17 protein-coding genes are annotated in these 15858 nt (G+C 41.9%); 8 read left to right on the plus strand and 9 right to left on the minus strand.

Going from position 1 to position 15858, the window contains the following annotated elements; translation table 11 throughout:
- Positions 1–27: 27 nt before the first annotated feature.
- Positions 28–1422, minus strand: coding sequence for a class II fumarate hydratase (gene fumC, locus ACP69X_RS01145; protein WP_024423418.1), 1395 nt, complete (start codon positions 1420–1422; stop codon positions 28–30).
- 89 nt (positions 1423–1511) lie between these two features.
- Entirely contained in the window at positions 1512–1679 is a 168-nt protein-coding gene (locus ACP69X_RS01150; protein ID WP_003213147.1) for a YvzF family protein, read from the minus strand.
- 112 nt (positions 1680–1791) lie between these two features.
- On the opposite strand from ACP69X_RS01150, the gene ACP69X_RS01155 reads away from it, so the two are divergent.
- The 4 genes from ACP69X_RS01155 to ACP69X_RS01170 are packed head-to-tail and all read left to right on the plus strand — an operon-like array spanning position 1792 to position 5821.
- On the plus strand, positions 1792–3216 hold the full coding sequence (locus tag ACP69X_RS01155; RefSeq protein ID WP_269102478.1) for a spore germination protein: 1425 nt from the start codon (positions 1792–1794) through the stop codon (positions 3214–3216).
- Positions 3203–4297: a GerAB/ArcD/ProY family transporter gene (locus ACP69X_RS01160; RefSeq protein ID WP_041088320.1), complete on the plus strand. Its 1095-nt coding sequence runs from the start codon at positions 3203–3205 to the stop codon at positions 4295–4297. Before ACP69X_RS01155 ends, ACP69X_RS01160 begins: the two co-directional genes overlap by 14 nt.
- Entirely contained in the window at positions 4294–5415 is a 1122-nt protein-coding gene (locus ACP69X_RS01165; protein WP_073979037.1) for a Ger(x)C family spore germination protein, read from the plus strand. Before ACP69X_RS01160 ends, ACP69X_RS01165 begins: the two co-directional genes overlap by 4 nt.
- 37 nt (positions 5416–5452) lie before the next feature.
- On the plus strand, positions 5453–5821 hold the full coding sequence (locus ACP69X_RS01170) for a hypothetical protein (protein WP_039181321.1): 369 nt from the start codon (positions 5453–5455) through the stop codon (positions 5819–5821).
- Between the two features lie 42 nt (positions 5822–5863).
- On the opposite strand, the gene ACP69X_RS01175 is transcribed toward ACP69X_RS01170, so the two are convergent.
- The 6 genes from ACP69X_RS01175 to ACP69X_RS01200 form a co-directional block, all read right to left on the minus strand.
- Positions 5864–6499 carry a response regulator gene (locus ACP69X_RS01175; RefSeq protein ID WP_024426015.1) on the minus strand — a complete coding sequence of 212 codons (636 nt, stop codon included), beginning with the start codon at positions 6497–6499 and terminating at the stop codon, positions 5864–5866.
- Positions 6496–7560, minus strand: coding sequence for a two-component system sensor histidine kinase LiaS (gene liaS / locus ACP69X_RS01180; protein ID WP_041088315.1), 1065 nt, complete (start codon positions 7558–7560; stop codon positions 6496–6498). The genes ACP69X_RS01175 and liaS overlap by 4 nt, the downstream gene beginning before the upstream one ends.
- The gene (liaF, locus tag ACP69X_RS01185) at positions 7557–8348 is read right to left on the minus strand and encodes a cell wall-active antibiotics response protein LiaF (protein ID WP_175297124.1); all 792 of its coding nucleotides are present in this window, start codon (positions 8346–8348) and stop codon (positions 7557–7559) included. The genes liaS and liaF overlap by 4 nt, the downstream gene beginning before the upstream one ends.
- A 3-nt stretch (positions 8349–8351) precedes the next feature.
- A complete protein-coding gene (liaG, locus tag ACP69X_RS01190) occupies positions 8352–9221 on the minus strand; it encodes a LiaG family protein (protein ID WP_073979035.1) in 870 nt (289 codons plus the stop codon).
- Between the two features lie 104 nt (positions 9222–9325).
- A complete protein-coding gene (gene liaH, locus ACP69X_RS01195) occupies positions 9326–9994 on the minus strand; it encodes a stress responsive protein LiaH (protein WP_024423427.1) in 669 nt (222 codons plus the stop codon).
- A 15-nt stretch (positions 9995–10009) separates the two neighbouring features.
- On the minus strand, positions 10010–10402 hold the full coding sequence (locus tag ACP69X_RS01200) for a membrane protein (protein ID WP_041088311.1): 393 nt from the start codon (positions 10400–10402) through the stop codon (positions 10010–10012).
- Positions 10403–10627: 225 nt separating this feature from the next.
- On the opposite strand from ACP69X_RS01200, the gene ACP69X_RS01205 reads away from it, so the two are divergent.
- The 4 genes from ACP69X_RS01205 (at position 10628) to ACP69X_RS01220 (ending at position 15107) form a co-directional block, all read left to right on the plus strand.
- A complete protein-coding gene (locus ACP69X_RS01205) occupies positions 10628–11422 on the plus strand; it encodes an AraC family transcriptional regulator (protein WP_041088656.1) in 795 nt (264 codons plus the stop codon).
- Between the two features lie 275 nt (positions 11423–11697).
- A complete protein-coding gene (locus ACP69X_RS01210) occupies positions 11698–13002 on the plus strand; it encodes an NtaA/DmoA family FMN-dependent monooxygenase (protein ID WP_041088309.1) in 1305 nt (434 codons plus the stop codon).
- A gap of 41 nt (positions 13003–13043) precedes the next feature.
- Positions 13044–14030 carry an ABC transporter substrate-binding protein gene (locus ACP69X_RS01215; RefSeq protein WP_075611896.1) on the plus strand — a complete coding sequence of 329 codons (987 nt, stop codon included), beginning with the start codon at positions 13044–13046 and terminating at the stop codon, positions 14028–14030.
- Positions 14031–14057: 27 nt separating this feature from the next.
- On the plus strand, positions 14058–15107 hold the full coding sequence (locus tag ACP69X_RS01220; RefSeq protein ID WP_041088305.1) for an NAD(P)/FAD-dependent oxidoreductase: 1050 nt from the start codon (positions 14058–14060) through the stop codon (positions 15105–15107).
- Between the two features lie 90 nt (positions 15108–15197).
- Here ACP69X_RS01220 and ACP69X_RS01225 read toward each other — a convergent pair whose 3' ends face one another.
- Positions 15198–15767 carry a cob(I)yrinic acid a,c-diamide adenosyltransferase gene (locus ACP69X_RS01225; RefSeq protein ID WP_041088303.1) on the minus strand — a complete coding sequence of 190 codons (570 nt, stop codon included), beginning with the start codon at positions 15765–15767 and terminating at the stop codon, positions 15198–15200.
- Positions 15768–15858: the final 91 nt, after the last annotated feature.

The raw sequence follows: 15858 nt of genomic DNA on the forward strand, positions 1-15858 counted from the left end.
AAACCAGGGGCAGCCGCCCCTGGTTTCTTATTTTGCTTTCGGTGTCACCATTTCTTCTGGTTTCACAAATTGCTCGAACTGCTCCTCTGTTAGCAGTTCTAATTGAAGTGCTGCTTCTTTTAGTGTTAATCCTTCTTTGTGAGCAAGCTTCGCAATTTTCGCTGCATTTTCATATCCGATGTGCGGGTTAAGTGCCGTCACAAGCATCAATGAATTGTTCAAGTTTTTCTCAATTGTTTCTAGGTTTGGTTCGATTCCTACTGCACACTTGTCATGGAATGAGTTCATGCCGTCAGCAAGTAATTCAACGGATTGCAGGAAGTTATAAATGATGACCGGCTTAAAGACGTTCAGCTCAAAGTTTCCTTGGCTGGCGGCAAAACCGATTGTTGCATCATTCCCCATGATTTGTGCTGCAATCATAGTTAAAGCTTCACTTTGGGTTGGGTTGACTTTTCCTGGCATAATAGAGCTTCCCGGCTCATTTTCAGGAATGATCAATTCGCCGATTCCACAGCGTGGGCCACTTGCAAGCCATCTCACATCATTGGCAATTTTCATTAAATCAGCTGCAAGTGCTTTTAAAGCACCGTGTGCATACGTAATTTCATCATGGCTTGTCAGCGCATGGAATTTGTTTGGTGAAGAATTGAATGTTTGACCTGTCAGCTGGCTGATTTCCTCAGCAACATATTGACCGAACTCAGGGTGTGCGTTAATGCCTGTACCAACAGCAGTTCCGCCAATTGCCAGTTCTCTCATTTTTTCAGTTGATTCTAGAATCATTTCTTTTGAACGGTCCAGCATGTATACCCAGCCGCTAATTTCTTGGCCTACTGTCAGCGGTGTTGCATCCTGCAGGTGCGTACGGCCGATTTTCACAATCTCTTGATACGCTTTTGCTTTCTCATCAAGAGTTGTTCTTAACTGGTCAATAGCAGGCAGCAACTTTTTGTACACAGCTAAAACAGCTGCCACGTGCATAGCAGTTGGGAATGTATCGTTTGAGCTTTGGCTGCGGTTAACGTCATCATTCGGGTGAATGCTGAACTCACTATTTTTATCTTTCAAATAAGCAGTTGCTCTATTTGCAACGACTTCGTTCATGTTCATATTACTTTGTGTTCCACTGCCTGTCTGCCAAACAACAAGCGGGAAATGCTCGTCATATTTTCCGCTGATGATGTCATCACATACAGCAGCAATTGCTTCTGCTTTTTCGCTTTCAAGGTTGCCAAGACGTTCGTTGGCAATCGCTGTGCTACGTTTCAAAATTGCAAACGCATTCACAACTTCCTTTGGCATTTTCTCAGAACCGATTTTGAAATTTTCTTTGCTTCGTTGTGTTTGTGCACCCCAGAACTTGTCCTTCGGCACTTTGATTTCGCCCATTGTATCTTTTTCGATTCTAAATTCCGTCATTATGTATCCCTCCATAGCTTCTCATCACTCAACTCTATTCTATACAAAAAACGAAAATCCTTTAAGCGTTTTCAATTAAAATTTTATCTTTATTTTAATTTTAGTTCAATATAAACGCGAACATCCTTCGAATATTTGTATTTTGGGTTCGTTTTTCCGTAATCCTTTGATGTATATGTCACCTCATAATGCTTGTCAAACGACTGTAGAATACGGTCGATCTCCTCTTTTGTTCCTGCTAAACGAATCTGTGCCATCTTGTTTCCTCCAAAACCCTCATTCTTTCTTTTACCACAAAATAATGTAACACAGAATATTGTTTTTTCAAGCAGGTAATGCTAAGAAAAAGATTTGAGGCGGGTGATCCTAATGAATCAAACTCCATTAAAAGAGCACTTATACGATAATCTCTCCGTCATCCTTCCACAATTAAAGGAAATGGACGATTTGGTCCATGAGAAAAAAACGCTGCCTCACGGACAGGTTGTTTACTATTTATACATAAAAGAAATGAACGAAACGATGGAGATTCAAACCTTTTTAAAGCTGCTTCTCCAAGATCATACGTCTCTCACAAAAGAGAAGCTGGAATCCAATTTATCGATGATGACCACCCGTTCGGTGAAGACCTCTGAGGAATTGGTCGCTGCGATATTTGATGGGCATTGCGTGGTACTGATTAACGGATTTCAGCATGCGTATATTTTAGAAACGCATGGAACTCAGAAACGCAGTATAGGGGATGCTACCTCTGAAACAGTTGTGAGAGGACCGAAAATTGGCTTTATTGAGGATTTAGATACGAACTTAGCTCTTGTAAGACAGCGCTTGAAAAACCCCGATCTCAAAACGGTTAACATGAAGATTGGACAAAAGAAATACACCCAAGTGACCATCATGTACATAGATGGTATCGCTCAATCGTCTGTTTTAAAAGAAGTGAAAAAACGACTCAAGCAAGTCACCATTGATGATATACAAGACTCTGGGGTTCTTGAGGAACTGATTGAGGACAATGTGTACTCTCCTTTTCCGCAAATCCAAAACACAGAACGGCCGGATAAAGTGGCATCCGCTTTAAATAATGGACGTGTCGCCATTTTTGTCGATCATTCACCTTTTGTGTTAATTGTACCTGCTTCTCTTGCGACGATTATGCAATCACCTGATGATTATTATGAAAGGTGGATCGCTGCCTCTCTCATTCGGATGCTGCGGTTTACCTCTATCTTTCTGACATTATTTTTATCAGCCATTTATATTGCGCTTGTGTCCTTCCATCAAGGGCTTTTACCTACACCTCTGGCTATTTCGATCTCAAGTACTAGAGAAAATGTCCCCTTTCCGCCTATTGTGGAGGCACTCATCATGGAGATTACGATTGAACTGCTGCGGGAAGCTGGTTTAAGGCTGCCAAATCCGCTCGGTCAAACGATTGGACTTGTAGGCGGAGTTGTCATCGGACAGGCGGCGGTTCAGGCCCATATTGTGAGCTCAATCATGGTGATTATCGTTAGTGTGATTGCCCTTGCATCATTCACTGTCCCTCAATATGGGATGGGGATGTCGTTCCGAGTGCTCCGGTTTGTGTCCATGTTTACAGCAGCTACCTTTGGTTTATATGGGATTGTGCTGTTCATGCTCGTTCTCCTTACTCATTTAACACGGCAAAAAAGTTTTGGTACACCTTATTTCTCACCAGATTTTGTGTTCAGCTATAAAAACAAAGACAATTCCATCATTCGATTGCCTTTAAAAAATCAAAAGAAAGGAGAACGATATGGTCAATCATAAAGAGTCGATCACAAGCTATCAGGCAAGTGCCATAATTGCCAATACAACATTAGGTGCAAGTATGATGATTCTGCCACGAGCAATGGCTCAGGCTGCAGCTACACCTGACGGCTGGATTGCGCTCTTACTCATGAGTGCCATTTACATTGTGTTTATTTTTGTGAATGTCCTTATGATGAAAAAAGTCCCCTTCTCCTCTTACTATGATTATACAAATGAGGGGCTTGGAAAGTGGATTGGTGCTCTTACTAACCTGCTCATTATTATTTATTTTCTTGGCGTTGCTAGCTATGAAGTACGGGCTATGTCGGAAATGGTGAAGTTCTTTTTGCTTCAAAACACACCTGTAGCGGTGACCATAATCAGCTTTATTTTGGTTGGTCTTTATCTTGTAGTCGGCGGGATTGGTGATTTTGCCAGACTGTGCCCTTTTTTTCTCATTGTGACCCTGATTATCTTATTTATTGCTTACGGACTCAGTGTTCAAGAGTTTAAGTTAGATAACCTCCGGCCTGTTTTAGGAGAGGGCTTCTCCCCTGTCTTCAAATCCCTTAACGCATCAGCCATTTCGTTTGTCGGCATTGAAATGATATTGTTTATGCCTGCCTATATGAACACGCAAAAACACACCTTTGCTTATGGCGCAGTCGGCTTTTTGATTCCTGCGATCATCTATATTTTCACCTATATTCTTGTCGTTGGTGCGTTCACGGTGAAAGAAACGGCGACTTTGACTTGGCCGACGATTGCCTTATTTCAATCGTTTGATATACAAGGAATCTTTATTGAGCGAATCGAATCCTTTTTGCTCATCGTTTGGCTTGTTCAGCTTTATACGAGCTTCGTAGGATATACGTTTTTTGCTGCAATGGGGATATCCAAACTCACAAAATTCCCCAAAAAGATCGTGCTCACGCTGATGGGAATTGTCATCTACTTTGCCGCCATTTTCCCAAAGGATGTTGATACAGTACGTGATTATTTAACTTATGTGAACCATTTATTTTTCCTTTTATTCGGTATCCTCCCGTTTCTCTTATTTATCATCGTGTTTTTGAAAAGGAGGCGGAAAGCAGCATGAAAAAGAAAACGGTCTTTGCATTACTGGCCCTTGTTCTATTAAGTGGATGCTGGGATAGTACCAATATTGAGGAGCTCAACATGGCGATTGGTTATGGCTTAGATAAAGGAGATAACGGTCATAAGCTTAAAATATCTATGCAAGTCCTTGTTCCTCAAAAAATTGAACAAGAATCCAGCGTAAAAGACCCAACAAAAATTATTGAAACTAGTGGTGATTCCGTACATCAAATATTCCGAACAACGACTCTCAAAAGTCATCGGATTTTCGCCCAGCAGCTGAGAGTGTATTTATTTTCTGAAGAGCTCATCAATGAGAATAATTTCGACCTCGTCATTAATCAATTCATTCGTGACAATGAAACGCGGAGAGGAAGCCTCGTCTTTATGACCTCTGAGAAGCCTGGAGACTTGCTGAAAATCAATGACGATGGGCAGCCAGCTTCTTCTACATTATATGATATTTCTACGAATACTAAATCGACTATACGTATGCTCAAGCCCGTTTCATTAGGAGATATTTCTTCTGCTATGCAAAACAACGTATCTTTTGCTGTTCCGAAAGTTGGTGTAGATCAAGGGAAATTAATGCTAGACGGAGCCTCTATTATAAAGAATAGACGATTTCTCACCAACATCTCTCCGTTAGCAGTGCAGTCATACAACCTGTTGACCGGAGAAGGAAAAGGCGGAGTCATTGAATTTGAATATGATCACAGCATCTATTCGTTTGAGATTTTTAAACTGAAACACAACATTGAAACGAATAAAACAGCCAGCGGAAAATATCAGTTTAATGTGTCAGTGGAGCTTGATGGAAGATTATCAGAGGATTGGAATGAGCGGGAAAATGCATTTAATGAAAAGTATCTTCAAGAGATTGAAGGTGTAGTGGAGCGTCGATTAGAGAAAAACGTAAAAGATTTCATTGGGGAATTACAACATGAGATCAAAGCAGATATTTGTGGGTTTTCTCAAAAAGCGAGTATTGCGTATCCAAAGGACTTTCGAAAAGAAGCGAAGCATTGGGATGAGATTTTTAGTGAATCGGACATTCGTTACAAGGCAAATGTGAAAATCCGTGACTTCGGGACTAAGGGCGCAACACAATCTTTATAGAGTATGTTAAAATGGTAAGAAAAAAAGGGTGTCAATCATGAAACGAGCTTTACTTTCGGCCGGTATTCTATTTTTGATTCTAGGGATACTTCTGTTAATCGTTGTATTCATGCAATCAAAAGAAGATTTCTTCATTGAAGCCGACAGCTTTTCAAGCACATTTTTGATCGTGGTTTATTATGGACAAACCCCTGCGCTCCTTCTGTTGGGAGGCGGATTATTCGTCGGACTTTCACAGATCATTGATTTGCAGGAAAAAAAAGCGGCAGCAGCAAAGGAGAGCGTAAAGCTTTTATCCGAAATGAAGAAAACCCTGGAGGAAAAATCGGCCAAGGAGCAGGAGGCTTTTCCAGTTCCTGAGCTCCATCAACTATCCGAACGTCCGATCACAGGACAGAAGGACTAATTTTACGCATGTTCTAGCAGCTTTCACTTGAAAGCTGTTTTTTTATTGAATCAGCTTATGGCGGTGCGCATACACAGCCGCTTGCGTTCGATCTTCCACATCAAGTTTGGAAAGAATGTTGGTAATATGGGTCTTCACCGTTTTAATTGTAATAAATAATTCCTCGGCAATGACCTTATTCGATTTCCCATCCGCAATCAGCTTCAAGATCTCCATTTCTCTTGCTGTTAATGAATCATGAAGGATGGACCCATTTGAAGAATGACGGAGTTTATTCATGACCTTTCCAGCCACTTTCGATTCAAGTCTTGGTTCGCCGATACTTGCCGATCTGATGGCATCAGCAATTTCTCCTGCCTTGGATGTTTTTAATAAATAGCTTAAAGCACCCGCCTCAATCACAGGATAGACTTTATCATCGTCAATAAAGCTCGTCAGAACGATGATCTTGGCATCTTCAATTTCCTGACAAATTCTTTTCGTTGCTTCTATGCCATCCATCCCTTCCATGACAAGATCCATTAAAATCACATCTGGCCTTAATTCAACGGCTAGCTCTACACCTTTTTGTCCATCTGACGCTTCACCAATGACTTCAATATCAGCCTGCGCCTCTAAAAAGGCCGCAAGCCCCATTCTCACCATTTCGTGATCGTCTATTAAAAGCACTCGAATCATCGAACGTTCTCTCCTTTTCCTTCATCAAAAATGGGAACCTTCACATCAATTTGTGTGCCTTTTCCCTCAAATGACATAATCTCTGCGACACCGCCTACCTCACTTGTTCTTTCTCGAATCGATTCCAGTCCGTAGGAGGCCGTCTTCACATGGTCTGTTTGAAAGCCAATACCATTATCAATAATCTTTAGCTGCACTTGCCGGTTTCTGATGAGCAGACGCACTGTCACTTTTGTCGCCTTTGCATGCCTAAACACATTCGACAGTGCTTCTTGCACAATTCGGAAGAGGTGGTCCTCTACTCCTTTAGATAACGGAACATCATCTTCGATTTCCCAATCAATATCAATCGGCTGCTTTGCTTGGAATTCATTTAGCAGCTCAATTAAGCCTTTTTTCAAGTCTTTTCCTTCTAGAGTGATCGGTCTCAAATGAAGCAGAAGAGCACGCATCTCATTTTGTGCATCGCCAGACATTCGTTCGACAAGCTGCATTTGTTTTAAAATCTTTTCGTCCTTTTCCTTCATGCCTTCAAGAATAGCTGAGGTCATCATCGAAATCGCAAATAACTGCTGGCTGACCGCATCATGAAGCTCTCTTGCCAGCCGCTGGCGCTCTTCTGAGACCACCGATTTCTTCATTTGAACCTGCCATTCAGCCCGTTCATTTGAAAGCTTTTGCAAAGAGGCTACTTGCCCTTCCACCCGCTTCGCCATTTCATTTAATTGATCGGCGGCTAAGCCAATTTCATCATCGCCAAGAGACGGCAGCCTGTATGCAAAGTTTCCATTTTCAAACTTCAAAATCGACTCTACAAGCTGATCGAGGCGCTTCTTATGCTGATAGCCAAATACACTCCCGGCAAAAATCCCAATCGCAAGACTAACGATGAGTAAAATACAAAAAAACGGTATGCCAAACCAGCGGGTAGAAAGCAGGATCATTGGATCAAGCTGATAATAAAAAAACATCGGCAATGTCGTCATCGCCACAACACCTAGCGAGATGCCGATTCCAAGACGAACAGATTGCCACTGGATTCCTAAATGCAATTTCCTCATAAGTATCTCACATCCACATCTCCGATCAGTAGCGAGATGGAGATTTTCACTTTTCGTTTGCTCTCATCGTAATCGTTGGTCATCACATACACTTTACTGCCGAATCCGCTTCTTTTTTCATCTATGATTTTCATATCACCAATCGCGGCGGAAGCACTCACACATACTTCAATATCCTGCGGTACGTAAATATCCACATCTCCGATCAGCCCGCTAATCACGATCGTACTCTCTTCTTCTGCGATGATCGCCTTTGATAAATCAATTTTAACATCGCCAATAAAACCTGAAATCGTCAAATCACTTAATTGAAACGGCTTTTTCATGAGCCTGACTTCACCAATAAAAAAGTCATGCTCTTTACGCGGCTTTGTCTGCCTTTTTGTTTTCTTCTGATCGCCCTCTTTTTCAAGATTGACTTTCAGTGAAGGCTTCCCATCGTCTGATGTTTCCTTTTTATCGACATCAAAAACAGGTTTATTTTTCAATAAGCGATAGCCGGCATAAATCAAAAAGGCCGCAAATAAGTAACCTGTTAAACTAAATGTAATATTGAGCAGAAATTTTAAGAAGAGAAAGCCGGCAAAAATATAGGAAACTGAACCGAGCCAACGTTTGGATCGTGAGTGCAGCCAATAACCTGCGAGCGCAAAAAACACAGGCCAAAACAAATCTGCACCGATCCCGATAATTTTGAGAAATAAATTAATACCAAAAATCACAACAATAATGCCTAAAATTTGATTCCTTGTAAAACGCAGTTGACTCGCCTCCTTCCTTTCTTTCATTCATTACCGCAGCTTGAGGTTACCACTTGTCATTTCAATATCGACTAAATGTGTCCCTTTTCCCCGCGTGCCTGTAAAGCCTCGACCTTCACTATCCACTTGATCAAAGTCATACGAGTGATCGACGCTTCCACTTGTTTTTTTCACCTGAACGTTGAAATCTCCGTCATCTGGCAAATTAAATTTCGCGCTCCCTGATGTCATATGAAAGGAGACAGGTGACTCAATTGTATCAAAACTTGCCGTCAATCGGCCGCTTGTCATGCCCAATTGCAGCTCGCCTTTGACATCACTAATATCGGCACGCCCTGAAGTTGCCCCAATATCACTATCCTTCGCATCGATGTGCGACACTGCCATCCTGCCAGATGTTGCTTTGATTTCTACATTTTTTGCTGAGAAATTCTCGGCTGTGAGGTTTCCACTCGTTGATTTGAGTATGACATCTTGAAGGGACAGCTTTCCTCCTCCGTCCATCTCACTGACGCCGCTTCCACCCGTAATCTTCACATTTTTATGATAATCTGTTGGAATTTTAACTAAAAGCTCTCCTTTTTCAAATTGAGTGAAAAACAAGAAGCTTTTATTTTCAGCACGAATTTTGAAGGTACCACCTGTTTGCTCCGCATACATTTTCCCTTTTCCATTGACAGCAGTCACGGAAATATCGGAACGATTTTCAGGTTTTACCTTCACGCGAAACCCAGAAAGAGAAATATCTAATTGATCAATCTCCTCTGTCTTTGCTGAAGCTGTTGTCACTGGTTTTTCACGGGAAAAACTTAAATGAAAGAGACCTTCATTTTTGAAAAGCATGCCAATCATTAAAAAGATACCTACAAGTATACAAATTAGACCGATTAATCGCTTCATTCATACCATCCCTTTATCTTCTGACCTTTTCATTATAAGGAAAAGCGAAACAGAAAGAAATCAAATATCGGAAGAAAAAGCCTGCTTTTCTTCCGATGTGATCTCTATACGTTTGCTTGCTGCTGTTCAGGCTTTTTCTCGAGCTTCAGCTTCTGCCATTCTTTTTCAACCTCATCGGCATAGTCTAAATGAGCATATGCCCCTTGATCCGCAAATTGTGCATAGCTGCCTGCTTTTGTTTCCATTTCTTCAATACGGTTCTCCATTCGAAGAAACTCTTTATATGCACTTTCACTGTCTACTTTATTGATGGAATCATTCATATGCTGCTTTGCCTGTGCGGCATTGGCTCTTGCAATCAATGCCTGCTTCTTGTCTTTAATATCACGCAGCTTCGTTTCTAAGTGCTGCAATTGCTCTTTCAGTTCTTTTAGTTGTTTCACAGATTGCTGGTACGCTTCCTGATATTCGTTGTGCTTTTCTTCAAAATACTTCATTTCTGTGAGCGCTTTTCGTGCAAGCTCCTCTTCTCCCGCATGATATGCCAGCTCTGCCTGCTTCTTTCGCTTTTCAGCAAATGCTTCCGTCTCTTCTGCTTTTCGCAGGAAGCCTTGCTGAATCGTTTGCTGTTTGATGATGGCATGTTTCGCTTTCGCAACATCATCCTCCATATCACGTACGTATTGATTCAGCATGACACGCGGATTCTCCAATTTATCTAACCCTTCATTGACAGTTGCAACAAACATATCTCTTACTCTTCTTAATACCATTTGATGTTCCTCCTTTTATTTTTTCTTTAAAAAGTCTTCCCATTCTTGATCAAATGACGTGTGAATCGGTTCTTCCGTATTAGGTGCCGTGTTTGGCTCCATATAAGCTCTGCTTGATGTTTTTTTGGTAGATTCACCGCTAATCATCGACCAGCCAAAATAAAGAAGTACCCCTGCAAATGCGATGCCGAGTAAAAACGGCAGGAATTGCACGACGATCAGTACACCAATGACTGCTAGAATGATCCCTAAAGTTTTACTGCCTTTTTCATATTTTTTAACACCTACATAGATGAGCCATGCCCCAATCAAAACCGGAATCAGTCCACCTAATGAACCACCAAAGAAGATGGATAAACCGACAAACAATAAAATTGAACCGATAATGGTTTTACTTGTTATTTTCATCTTCATGCCTCCTTTCTTGCTCCTTGCTTTAACTATAGTCAAAAAAGAAAGCCGGCAAAACGTGTCACAGATTGATCTTTGATTGCGACTAGAGTCGTAACAATGCTCAGACTGAACGGTTGAATCAAACAAAAAACACTCTTCGAAAAGAAGAGTGATGTTAAACGTATGGTAGAATCACAGAATAAGTTGTATCTAAATCAAGTAAGAGGCAGGTGTCGTATATTGATAAATAAAGATCAACTAGCTGATCTATTTGCTAGTCATTCTTTTCACATACAAGAAATCTATCGTTTAGTCATCCAGCCCCATAGTACATTAAGGGAGTTTAAGACAGAAAGTGCTGGCTTTCTTTTCAGTATTCGCGGGGAAGCTAGACTGAATGTTAATGGAAAGAGCTACGATTTGCAGCCAGGGTCCGTCATCCATGTAACACCAGGATGCCAGCTTGCCCTGCAGGTGATCAGTCAATCAGAATACGAGTATCATTCACTTTTCTATCATTTGAATTGTGATAAGGAATCTGACTGTGACACTGTTTTCAAGCTGGAAACGGGAGCAAATCCGAGAATCATTGAAATACTCACCATGCTCCATCAGAATGTCCATACACCTGGCGGAATGGGGAAACTTCGAGTCAAAGAATTATTTTTACGCATCCTATATCAAATACTAATGGGCTGTAAGCAGGAAGAGAGCTCTCCTCATGAAAGGGTCATTGAGGAAGCCATCGCTTATATTAGAGGACAATATATGATTCCATTAACACTTCAGGATCTCGCTGAACTGTTCGATATGAACCCTAAAAGCTTCTCATATTTTTTCAATAAATATACCGGACTTCACCCAATTGACTATGTCATCCAGTATCGTATGGAAAGAGCGCTTGAAATACTAAAGGCAGGTAATATTTCGATTCGTGACGTTGCTATGACTGTCGGCTATCCCAATCCGCTATATTTTAGCAGACTATTTAAAAAGAAATTCGGAGTGCCGCCTAGCGCATATATCGCTAAATAACTCTGTCGTATTTCTTCTCAAAACGATAGACGCCAGCCTCATTCCTTAAAGGAATTCCACAGCTCTCTATGAAATAACCAGCCTAACTGCCTCATAAGTTGAAGTCGATCAAGATCATCGCTCTTCTGTCAGTCCAGATTAGATAATAATGCATATGATATTCGCTATTTGTGTATTCGCATTTCACGAGGTCCTTGCTATACTATTCAATGATAATGATTATCAATATCGATTATTACTGACTAATAATCAGCAACGACAGGGAGGCAGATGATGTGAACAAAAAAAGGCAGCTTTGTATCGGATTGTCCTTGTCAGCGACCTGGTTGAAGGGAAAAGGCTGGCAGCATCCGAGCAGCATGGTAGAACACTTATTTTCAACCAACTTTTACGTTGAGCTTGCAAAGAGAGCAGAGATGGCCAAGCTTGACTTTCTTTTTAAGCCGGATGCACTGACACTCCACATAGAGTCATTGGATCACTCCCCTGGCTTTGGCGGTCTTGATCCAACGGTTTTGCTTGCTTCGATTGCTCATGAGACGGATCGAATCGGACTTGTTTCAACTGCCTCGACTACGTTCAATCCTCCCTATGTAGTGGCGAGACAGCTCCAGTCCTTGCACTCGATCAGCAATGGGCGTGCCGGGTGGAATATTGTCACTTCGATCGACGGGGCTGATAATTTTAGTCATTCACCCATGCCAACCTCAGAAGAAAGATATAAGAAGGCGATGGAATTTACGGATGTTGTACGCAAGCTTTGGGAGAGCTATCCAAATGAGGCGCTGCTCATCAATCGAGCGACAGGACAGTTTGCTGACAAGGAGAGAATTTCTTCTATTCAACATGAGGGTCATTTCTTTCAAATTAAGGGGCCGCTTAATGTGCCGGCTCATCCGTCAGGAACTATTCCTTTGTTTCAGGCAGGTGCTTCGGAAACGGGGCGGGATTTTGCCGCTTCAACTGCAGATGCGATGTTTGCAGCAACCCCTGATCTGGCCTCAGCCATTGAATTACGGAAAGACATGAGGAGAAGAGCATGCAAGCATGGCCGCCAGCCGGATGAGATCCGTGTGCTGCCTGGCTTGTACTTTTTTATAGGAAAAACACGTGACGAGGCGCATGAAATGTATCGAGAGGCGCATTCCCATTTAAGCACTGCACAAGGTTATGCAGCGATACAATCGATTCTAGGTCTCGATATTCGTCACCTTCCCTTAGATCAACCCGTTCCTGCCGATATGCTGCAAGGATTGGATGAGCAGGTACGCAGTCAGACTCATGCTGATTTGCTACGCAGGTTGATTGTACAAACGCAGCCTACCGTAAGAGAACTACTCTCCAGACCAGAGGTCATTGGATCGGCACACTGGGTCATCCTGGGAACAGCTGAGGATGCACAGAGAGAAATAACCAGATGGTTTGAAGCAGGCGCTTTAGACGGTTTCATTGCTCTTCCGGGTTCAGTACAATCACTAGAATTATTTTTTGACGAATTGGTCCCCTTACTCGTCCAACATGGCTTATTTAGAAGTGAATATATAGGATCCACCTTACGTGAGCATCTGGGGATGAAATAAAGCACGACTACAATAGACAGTTTGAGAGGAGTTTTGAAAAGATGAATAAGAAATTAATGATCATCGGCTTCATTTCCTTATTGATGCTGATCATGGCGGCATGCGGCGGAGGAGACAAGCCTAAGCAATCAACTACAGCCTCCGGAAGCAAAAATGCCGGAATTGAAAATTCAGGTGATGCTGCTACGAAAACAATAGAGTATCTTGGGAAAAAGTATACCATCCCGAAAAAAGCCGAAAAAATCGTCATTACTGGGGCAATGGAAGCGATGGAAGATGCCGTTGTACTTGATGTTCATCCGGCAGGGGCAATATCAGTAGGAGGAAAGTTTCCGAAAATATTTGCTTCTATCACAAGCGATTCCGAATCAATCGGTGAAAAACAGCAGCCAAATTTTGAGAAAATATTAAGTTTGAAGCCTGATGTTATTTTAGGCTCCTCTAAATTTCAACAAGTCGTACTGAACAAGTTAGAGAAAATTGCGCCGACCATTCCAATCTCCCATATCGCGACAAATTGGGAGGCTAATTTAGAGCTAATGGCCGAATTAACAGGAAAACAAACGAAAGCAGAGAAAATCCTCACTCAATACAAAACAGATGTCAAAGACGCAAAAGCTTCGTTAAAGGAAAAGCTCAAGGATAAAAAAGTAGCCATCATTCGCATTCGGGGAGCACAAGCCTTCGTATATCCAGAAGATGTGTACTTCAATCCTGTCTTGTATAACGAATTGGGTCTCGCCGTTCCTCAGCCGATTAGTTTGGCAAAGACACAAGAAGCAATCTCTGTCGAGCAGCTCGGGGAAATGAATCCAGATTATCTATTTGTACAATTTTCTACGGATGAAAATCAAGAGGCAAGGCATGCATTTGATGACATGAAAAAGAATCCTGTTATTCGAAACATGACAGCCTTTAAAAAGGATCAGGTTTATATCAATGTGGTACATCCACTCCTTGAAGGAGGACCTGCTTATAGCCGCATCCAGTTTTTAGAAGCCTTGCAGCAGCAATTAGAAAATAAATGAAGAAAAAGAAGTGGGGAGAATTGTACGATGCAGGATATGGAAGTATATGATGTAACAATTATTGGCGGCGGACCTGCTGGATTATTTTCCGCCTTTTATAGCGGGTTGCGTGAAATGAAAACGAAACTGATTGAATTCCAGCCTTTCCTTGGAGGAAAGGTTCATGTTTATCCAGAAAAGATGATCTGGGATATAGGAGGATTAACGCCTGTTTCAGGCTCTCAGCTAATCGAACAAATTGTTGCTCAAGGACTGACCTTTGAACCAAAGGTCGTACTTGAAGAAAAGGTCACCTCTATTTCTCAAGACGAAACAGGTCACTTTGTTCTCCACACCGCGTCCAATCAAAAACATTACTCCAAAACCGTCATTTTAGCTGTTGGAGGAGGTATTCTCAAGCCGATTAAATTGGATATTGAGGGTGCAGAACGATTTGAGGTTCAAAATTTGCATTATACGGTCAAATCCCTTGCACGCTTTAAAGATAAAACCGTGTTGATTTCAGGAGGTGGTAATTCAGCCATTGACTGGGCGAATGAGCTGGAGCCGATTGCCAAGCAAGTGTATTTAACCTACCGGAAAGATGCTTTAAAAGGACATGAAGCCGAAATATCACGACTTAATAACAGCTCTGTCGAATGCCTGCTTCATACCTCGATTGAAAAGCTCATCGCAGCAGACAATCATGAGCGGATTGAAACAGTTGTCCTCAAAAATAATCAGGACGATGCCTTATTTGAGCTATCCATAGATGAAGTCATAATCAATCATGGATACGAACGAGACAAAGAGCTACTTGCGAATAGCTCCATTAAACTAGAGCAGAAGGATTACTGGATTTCAGGAACTCCACTGAGTGAGACGTCAGTCCGGGGCATTTATGCAGCAGGCGATATTTTGCATCATAAAGGAAAATTGCATTTGATTGCTGGGGCTTTCCAGGATGCTGCGAATGCAGTAAACCAAGCCAAGCAATACGTAATGCCTGATGCAAGTGCTCGTGGAATGGTTTCTTCGCACAATGACATATTTATTCAAAAAAACAAAGAGCTGATGAAGCATTTGTATACGAAATAACGTGTTCATTGAACAAGCAGACTTGGAATCCCTTATGTGCTTACAGAAGGAAGACGTTTAGCACTCTTCTCATTCGAAGAGTGCTTTTCCTTATTTAGATCGAAACACGTCGGCACTTCGTTCATATTCAACATCAGCTTCACCAAGCCGATGATTCACGATTCGGGCGGCAGCAAATAAATAATCGGATAGACGGTTTATGTATGTGAGCGCAACGGCTGGAATCTCCTCCTGTTTCGCAAGCGTCACAATATGCCGCTCTGCTCTTCTAACGACTGTCCGCGCCACATGTAAGAGAGCAGCGCCTTCCTGACCGCCCGGTAAAATAAACTTAGTGAGCGGCGCAGCTTCTTCTACATAGACATCCATTCTTTGCTCGAGGACTGTCACAGAGGCTTCTGTTAATTTGCCCTCTTTAGGGCGTTTCACTGCTGCCAAATCACCGCCGCAGTCAAACAGCTCATGCTGTATAATGATCAGCTCTGACAAAAGGTCCTGAAACAATTCGCCATGCTGCCGTAATTTTGCATGCGCGAGTCCAATAAAGCTATTCGCCTCATCTAACGTACCATATGCCTCTACTCTCACATCATCTTTATCAGCTCTTCCTCCGATCAAGCCTGTTTGTCCCTGATCCCCGGTTTTCGTATAAAGTTTCAATGGTATTCCCCCTTTTTTACTGCTTTGTCCTTTTAGTATAACCTGAACTGAATAAGAAGCAGTTGTTTTACTAAAACATGTTGAATGAATG

It is taken from the genome of Bacillus sp. DC4300-2b2 (assembly GCF_049895685.1).
GTDB classification, from domain to species: Bacteria; Bacillota; Bacilli; order Bacillales; family Bacillaceae; genus Bacillus; species Bacillus safensis.

Coding starts and splice junctions, on each gene's coding strand:
- ACP69X_RS01220 (WP_041088305.1), top strand. CDS start 14,058: ATGCAGGATATGGAAGTATATGATGTAACAATTATTGGCGGCGGACCT.
- ACP69X_RS01150 (WP_003213147.1), bottom strand. CDS start 1,679: ATGGCACAGATTCGTTTAGCAGGAACAAAAGAGGAGATCGACCGTATT.
- liaH (WP_024423427.1), bottom strand. CDS start 9,994: ATGGTATTAAGAAGAGTAAGAGATATGTTTGTTGCAACTGTCAATGAA.
- liaG (WP_073979035.1), bottom strand. CDS start 9,221: ATGAAGCGATTAATCGGTCTAATTTGTATACTTGTAGGTATCTTTTTA.
- ACP69X_RS01215 (WP_075611896.1), top strand. CDS start 13,044: ATGAATAAGAAATTAATGATCATCGGCTTCATTTCCTTATTGATGCTG.
- ACP69X_RS01200 (WP_041088311.1), bottom strand. CDS start 10,402: ATGAAAATAACAAGTAAAACCATTATCGGTTCAATTTTATTGTTTGTC.
- ACP69X_RS01170 (WP_039181321.1), top strand. CDS start 5,453: ATGAAACGAGCTTTACTTTCGGCCGGTATTCTATTTTTGATTCTAGGG.
- ACP69X_RS01165 (WP_073979037.1), top strand. CDS start 4,294: ATGAAAAAGAAAACGGTCTTTGCATTACTGGCCCTTGTTCTATTAAGT.
- liaF (WP_175297124.1), bottom strand. CDS start 8,348: ATGAAAGAAAGGAAGGAGGCGAGTCAACTGCGTTTTACAAGGAATCAA.
- ACP69X_RS01155 (WP_269102478.1), top strand. CDS start 1,792: ATGAATCAAACTCCATTAAAAGAGCACTTATACGATAATCTCTCCGTC.
- fumC (WP_024423418.1), bottom strand. CDS start 1,422: ATGACGGAATTTAGAATCGAAAAAGATACAATGGGCGAAATCAAAGTG.
- liaS (WP_041088315.1), bottom strand. CDS start 7,560: ATGAGGAAATTGCATTTAGGAATCCAGTGGCAATCTGTTCGTCTTGGA.
- ACP69X_RS01175 (WP_024426015.1), bottom strand. CDS start 6,499: ATGATTCGAGTGCTTTTAATAGACGATCACGAAATGGTGAGAATGGGG.
- ACP69X_RS01160 (WP_041088320.1), top strand. CDS start 3,203: ATGGTCAATCATAAAGAGTCGATCACAAGCTATCAGGCAAGTGCCATA.